The sequence below is a fragment of the Fulvivirga kasyanovii genome (genome assembly GCF_009711405.1).
GTDB lineage: Bacteria > Bacteroidota > Bacteroidia > Cytophagales > Cyclobacteriaceae > Fulvivirga > Fulvivirga kasyanovii.
On the sequence record NZ_SMLW01000331.1, the window covers coordinates 1 to 5,974 of the forward strand.

The window sequence follows — 5,974 nt, forward strand, 5'->3', positions numbered from 1 at the left end:
TATAAGTGGAAAATCTGCCACATGCCTTAGTAGTGAAACCTACTATGCATCTTATGGAGGTTTTAATTCTCCTACCTTAAAATGGTCCATACTATCAGGTTCTGGATTATCAATTTCAGGAAGCTCTACTTCAAGTTCAGTGAAGCTTAACTTTAGCTCAAACTTTACATCAGGAAGTTTGTTATTAGAGATAACTGAGGGGGTGCTTTCATGTTCCAAGGTTAAAGTTATTTCAAAAGATGATGTTCCTGCAAGACCTGGAATAATCAAGAATAACGAATATCCAAATGGCACGGCTAATTACACGATCTGTAGTTATGATCTGGCCAATAGTGAATTTTACGTCAACCCTGTATCTGGGGCCGCAAGTTATGAATGGAAAATTGTTCCTAGTACCAATGTAAATATGGGGACAAGTTCAAATTATGTTGATTACCTTTATGCTCCTCCTGGAAACTACTCCCTGGATGTAAGAGCCATTAATAGTTGTGGAGCAGGTTCTTGGTCTGGTGTTGGTGTTACTATTGTTCAATGTGGAGGCCCTGGAGGTTTTTAGAATTAAGCTGATTCATGCCACTCATCATATGACATAGGAAGTTGCAAACACTTTCTATGTCTTAACTAATCTTCCAAATAGCACTTCAACTCCTTTGACTTTCTAAGTTGGGGGTCTTTTACCTACGCATTTATTTTAAATGACGCCTATTCTTTCTCCTTTCCCAGCGGATGTCTCTCGAAGAGGAACATATGACATCTAAATCCCCGATTACTGCTTTACCTTTTATCGCTCACCCTTCTGCCAATCGTCAAATTTTCCAAATACTACACAATACTATCTGCAAGTAAATCAGCCCCTTAACTCGCCCCAAATAACTCCGATTGAAAACCTCAATATCGCTATCAATAAAATCGATCTTTTTCGCTTATCAGAAAGGTCCCCGGCAGTTAAACTTGTAAAAAATTTAACAAACTTATTTCAACCTTGAAGCATATGAAAAAGACACTTACATTTTATGTGTTGTTAGCCCTGGGAGCGGTGATGACAGCCTGCCAGGAGAAGCCCACACAGGAGGTGGAAAAAGTGGCAGAAGTTGACGGCAAATCCGGAGCCACTAAAAAGAGCAGGTCAAACATGAACGCCAACAGCAATAGCGATTGGTGGCCAAATCAATTGAACCTGAGCATCCTTCGCCAAAACTCTTCTCTGTCCGATCCGATGCAGGAAGATTTTAACTACATCGAGGCATTTAATAGCCTGCCTTACGATTCAGTAAAAAGTGACATAAGGAAGGTATTGACTGACTCCAAAGATTGGTGGCCGGCAGATTTTGGCCATTATGGAGGCTTGTTCATCCGAATGGCATGGCATAGTGCCGGCACTTACCGTTCTGCGGATGGCCGTGGAGGTTCGCGTTCAGGACAGCAACGTTTTGCTCCCCTGAATAGCTGGCCTGATAATGCCAACCTGGATAAGGCAAGGCGCCTGATCTGGCCGGTTAAGCAAAAGTACGGCAATAAAATTTCCTGGGCGGACCTTATGGTTTTAACAGGTAATGTTGCTCTTGAAGATATGGGATTCAAGACCTTTGGTTTTGCAGGAGGTAGAGAAGACGTTTGGGAGCCTGAAATAGATGTGTACTGGGGTGCAGAAGGAAAATGGCTTGAAGATAGCAAGCGCTATTCAGGAGACAGGGAATTGGAAAATCCTTTGGCAGCAGTACAAATGGGATTGATCTATGTAAATCCCGAGGGGCCTAATGGCAACCCTGACCCGCTGCTTGCGGCTGAGGACATTCGCGCGACCTTTGGCAGAATGGGCATGAACGATGAAGAAACAGTAGCTTTGATTGCCGGAGGGCATACGCTGGGCAAAGCTCATGGAGCAGGGCCAGCTTCCAATGTAGGGCCTGAGCCTGAAGCTGCCGGTATTGAAGAGCAGGGTTTCGGATGGAAGAGCAAGTATAAGTCAGGAAAAGGTGCTGATGCCATAACCTCGGGACTGGAAGTAACCTGGACCGCTACGCCTACCAAATGGAGTCATATGTTCTTTTTCAGCTTGTTTGAAAATGAGTGGGAACTGACTAAAAGTCCTGCAGGCGGACATCAGTGGGTGGCTAAAGGCGAGCCTAAAATGATGGTGCCCGATGCTTATGAGAAGGGAAAAACACATAAACCTACCATGTTTACCACTGATTTGTCTTTAAGGATGGATCCCGGCTTTGAAAAGATTTCAAGGAAATTCTATGAAAACCCGGAGTTATTTAATGAGGCCTTTGCCCGTGCATGGTTTAAGCTTACCCACAGGGATATGGGGCCAAAAACCACTTATTTAGGGCCTGAGGCTCCTACAGAAGATTTGATCTGGCAAGACCCTATACCTGCTGTTGACCATGAATTGATCAACGCTAGGGATATTGCAAGCCTGAAATCGCAGGTGCTGAATTCAGGACTATCGATCAGTGAAATGGTTACAACGGCCTGGGCCTCTGCCTCTACCTACCGAGGATCTGACAGAAGGGGAGGAGCCAATGGCGCAAGGATCAGGCTGGCCCCTCAAAAAGACTGGGAAGTGAACAACCCTGAGCAACTGGCCAAAGTATTGGGAGTATTGGAAAAAATCCAGAAAGATTTCAATGCGAAGTCAGGTAGCAAGAAAGTTTCCATGGCTGATCTTATTGTGTTGGCAGGTGCTGCCGGAGTGGAAAAAGCCGCTTCAAATGCCGGTTACTCAGTTAAGGTACCGTTTACTCCCGGCCGTATGGATGCCACTCAGGAGCAAACAGATATTGAGTCATTCAACCTGCTTGAACCTATGGCTGATGGTTTCCGCAATTACCTGAAAACAAGGTATACCATATCTACGGAGGAGTTGCTGATAGACAAAGCGCAGTTGTTGACCCTGACGGCTCCTGAAATGACTGTGCTGGTAGGAGGAATGCGGGCAATGGGTGCTAATTATGATGGTTCTAAGCACGGCATATTCACTGAAAAGAAAGATGCACTCACCAACGATTTCTTTGTTAACCTTTTGGATATGAGCACTGAATGGAACGCAGCAGATGATACAAAGGAGAAGTTTGAAGGAAAAGACCGAAAAACAGGCGAGGTGAAGTACACTGCAACCCGTGTTGATTTGATTTTTGGTTCTAATTCAGAGTTGAGGGCATTAGCCGAAGTATATGCCAGTGCAGATGCAGAAGAAAAATTCGTTCGCGACTTCGTTGCTGCATGGGACAAAGTAATGAAACTTGACAGGTTTGATTTGATTTATCCGCAGAACTAAAATTGATAGATTTAAACCTCAGGTTAAAGGCCGGTTCGTAGGGACTGGCCTTTTTGTATTTTTACACTTTATATATCTGGTTTTAGCTTTTATGGACATAAAAATATGTGTATTCAGAGCAGTTCCTTGTAGTGGACTAAAGCCAAAAGTGAAAACTTTGGAAAGAACAGAAGGGTTGGATTATAAAAATTTTATGCATTTAATAAGTAATACCCATGAGATGAGACAAAAAATAAATTGAAATTGTTATTTTGTAAAAAATAGATTATTCATGGACCTACGAGCTGAGAAACTTAATTTATTAGAATGGTTGGCGGGATTGAATGACCCTAAAATACTGAAGGAATTCATTAGTTTAAAAAAGTCCAGAGAAGTTGATTGGTGGGATGAAATCGGTGAAGAGGAACAATTAGCTATAGATGAAGGACTGGATCAACTGAGCCGGGGAGAAGGCATCCCTCATGATCAAGTAATGAAAGAGATTCGGGAAAAATTCAAGTTATGAGTAAACCGATCGAATGGTCGCCCCGCTCCAAACAAGATTATCTTAATTTACTTAACTACTTAGCTGATAAATGGGGAAATAAAACCATACATAAGTTTAATGACCGTTTACAATCGATACTTGAACTTATCTCAAAAAGACCTGAAATGTATCCATCATCAGGTAAAAGGAAACAAGTAAGAAGGTGTGTTATAAATAAACAAGTCAGTCTTTATTATCAGGTAAAGAAAGACAAAATAGAGCTTATCACTTTGTTTGACAATCGGAAAGACCCAGCAAAGAGAAAAGCATAACCTCCAAATACTTGACAAAAAAGACAGACTTTTTTGTCAAGTATTTGTCCCTTGTATACTGCCGGATTGAAATATCAGAGAAATATAGCAAGGTGTATTTGCTTAAAGAACCAAGCCCGCACGAGTCACATACTTACTCGCTACGGTCAGAAAAAATATGCACTTTCCCGGCGGCAAACCTGAGTACTAAAAGAGAAACCACAAATACGGCCGTGTACATCAGCCCTTCATTCCAGGCTTTGAAAATGAAACTTCCTGTTAGGAATAACGCACTATAGGCCATCACAATAGCACTGAGCCAGCAGATACCAAGTTTTAAGAGCCGACTTCCGTTAACAGATTCGCGGAAGGGAGCCCAGTTGCCATCAGGCCGGATTTTATCATAGAATTTTCGCAAATGGCTTTCATCCGTAGGCTTGGTGGTGTAGGTAGCGATGATCCATGCTACTGTGGTAAAAGCAATGGTGAAGAAAAAGCTTCTGGGGTCTTCGCCAATACCTTTGCCCCAGGCTTCATCGAACCTGACAAAAACGAATTTGGCCAGACCGTAAGCAATAAACGGCGCTACAGTAGCTACAATTTCGCTCCAGGCATTGATGCGCCACCAGTACCAACGCAATATCATGACCAGTCCTAAGCCCGCGCCGCATTCTATAATGAATGCCCATACACCCGAAATAGTGCCGATAAGTGAGGTGACGAACAAGGCTATCAGCATCAATAGAAGCGTGCCTAAGCGTGAGGCCTGCACAAATTGTTTTTGCTGAGCTTCCGGGTTGATAAACCTTTTATAAAAATCATTGATCAGGTAACTGGTGCCCCAGTTCAGTTGGGTTGAGATGGTACTCATATAAGCCGCAAAAAAAGCTACCAAAAGAAGGCCTTTAAGCCCGGTAGGTAAAAACTCTTTCATGGCCATTACATAGCCCAGCTTGCTGTCAGCCGGGCTAAGCTCCGGGTAGAGCAGCATAGCACAAAGCGCTACGATGATCCAGGGCCAGGGACGAATGCAGTAATGTGCTATCTGGAAAAATAATGTTGAATAAACGGCATCTTTTTCCGTCTTCGTACTCATCATACGTTGGGCTATATAACCGCCACCACCGGGTTCTGCACCGGGGTACCAGCTTGCCCACCATTGAAAACCGATGAAGGCCAGGAAACTTCCCAGGCCAAGGGCCAGCATACTGCCGTTGCCCTGGCTTCCTACATGAGGGAAGAAATCAAGCGTGCCTGCCGGAAGATTGGCCTTTAAACTATCCATACCACCGATCCTGTCAGAGTTCAATACCAGGAAAGCCAGAATGATACTACCCGTCATGGCAATGACAAACTGAATAACATCTGTAAAAGCCACACCAAGTAAGCCAGACATAGCTGAGTAGATGACTACTATCACCATAGCACCGGCAACATACCATAAAAGCTGATTTTCAGGTATATCAAAAAACACCTGCAACAATGACATCAGGGCAACATTTACCCAGCCTATGATCAGCACGTTCATAAATACACCAAAATATAAAGCCCTGAATCCTCTGAGGAAGCTGGCAGGCTTGCCGCTGTATCGCATTTCGATGAATTCGATGTCGGTTAACACTTCAGCCCGTCTCCAGTACTTGGCAAAGAAGAAAGTGGTCAGCATACCGCCCGCGAGCATGTTCCACCAGAGCCAGTTACCCGCAATTCCGTTCTGCGCCACCAGCTCTGTTACTGCGAGAGGAGTATCGGCGGCAAAAGTGGTGGCCACCATGGAAATACCGGCGATGTACCACGGCAGGTTACGGCCTCCTAAAAAGAAGGAGCTGATGTCTTTGCCGGCCTGCTTTCTGAATTTCAGACCAACTGCCAGTGAGAGCAGGAAAAATGCAGCAATAATGATGTAGTCAAGAG

At 44.0% G+C, this 5,974-nt stretch carries 5 protein-coding genes; 4 read left to right on the forward strand and 1 reads right to left on the reverse strand.

Going from position 1 to position 5,974, the window contains the following annotated elements:
* From E1163_RS30355 to E1163_RS03095, 4 genes are all read left to right on the forward strand, one after another.
* Nucleotides 1-556 (forward strand): hypothetical protein (locus E1163_RS30355; protein WP_185155939.1); only part of this gene is annotated, 556 nt, incomplete at its 5' end.
* A 435-nt stretch (nucleotides 557-991) separates the two neighbouring features.
* Nucleotides 992-3,283 carry a catalase/peroxidase HPI gene (gene katG / locus E1163_RS03085; protein ID WP_155169347.1) on the forward strand — a complete coding sequence of 764 codons (2,292 nt, stop codon included), beginning with the start codon at nucleotides 992-994 and terminating at the stop codon, nucleotides 3,281-3,283.
* Between the two features lie 271 nt (nucleotides 3,284-3,554).
* Complete coding sequence (locus tag E1163_RS03090) at nucleotides 3,555-3,788, forward strand: hypothetical protein (protein ID WP_155169349.1); 234 nt, start codon at nucleotides 3,555-3,557, stop codon at nucleotides 3,786-3,788.
* Nucleotides 3,785-4,081 carry a type II toxin-antitoxin system RelE/ParE family toxin gene (locus tag E1163_RS03095; protein ID WP_155169351.1) on the forward strand — a complete coding sequence of 99 codons (297 nt, stop codon included), beginning with the start codon at nucleotides 3,785-3,787 and terminating at the stop codon, nucleotides 4,079-4,081. Before E1163_RS03090 ends, E1163_RS03095 begins: the two co-directional genes overlap by 4 nt.
* A 133-nt stretch (nucleotides 4,082-4,214) precedes the next feature.
* On the opposite strand, the gene E1163_RS03100 is transcribed toward E1163_RS03095, so the two are convergent.
* Nucleotides 4,215-5,974, reverse strand: a 1,760-nt coding sequence (locus E1163_RS03100) for a sodium:solute symporter family protein (RefSeq protein ID WP_155169353.1), incomplete at its 5' end; no start/stop codon positions are given.